Origin of the sequence: Pseudomonas sp. AL03 (assembly GCF_029960815.1) — a bacterium.
GTDB lineage: Bacteria > Pseudomonadota > Gammaproteobacteria > Pseudomonadales > Pseudomonadaceae > Aquipseudomonas.
The window spans coordinates 1-464 of the sequence record NZ_JASBRE010000082.1; the positions used below are offsets into that span (position 1 = coordinate 1).

1 protein-coding gene is annotated in these 464 nt (G+C 60.3%); it reads left to right on the top strand.

The window, feature by feature from the left end:
• Nucleotides 1-464: DUF4123 domain-containing protein (locus QK293_RS27490; protein ID WP_282383520.1), on the top strand; the 464-nt coding region annotated here is incomplete at both ends.

Sequence of the window (464 nt, forward strand, 5' to 3'; positions counted from 1 at the left end):
GTTGTTCAGCCCGGACTCGGCGCACGCCGTCGCTCAGCACTTACGCAAACTGCTGGCGGTTGAGTTGCCAGAGGGGGTGCAGGTCTTGCTGCGACTGGCAGACGCCGCCGTGGCGCGAATCCTGTTCGGTAGCTGCGATCAGCGATTGTTTGAACCATTGTCCTGTGTGGTAACCGCCGACGGTGTCGAGGTTAATTGGCAACAGCACCAACCCCGGCTGGCCGAGTGCCCTGAATTGCTAACGCCCTATCGCCTGAGCGCTGAACAGAATTCGGCGCTGGACCACGCTGATCGGCGCCGCGTATTGCTCGAACTTGACGCTCATCTGCTCACGCACTTCCCCGAACGCCATGGCAGCGAAACCGTGACCGAACGCTGGCCAATGCTCGAGCAACTGGAGGCTGAGGCCAGCACGCTGGGTTTGAGCAGCCAGTCCGAATTGTTTTATTACGCCAACGTCATGG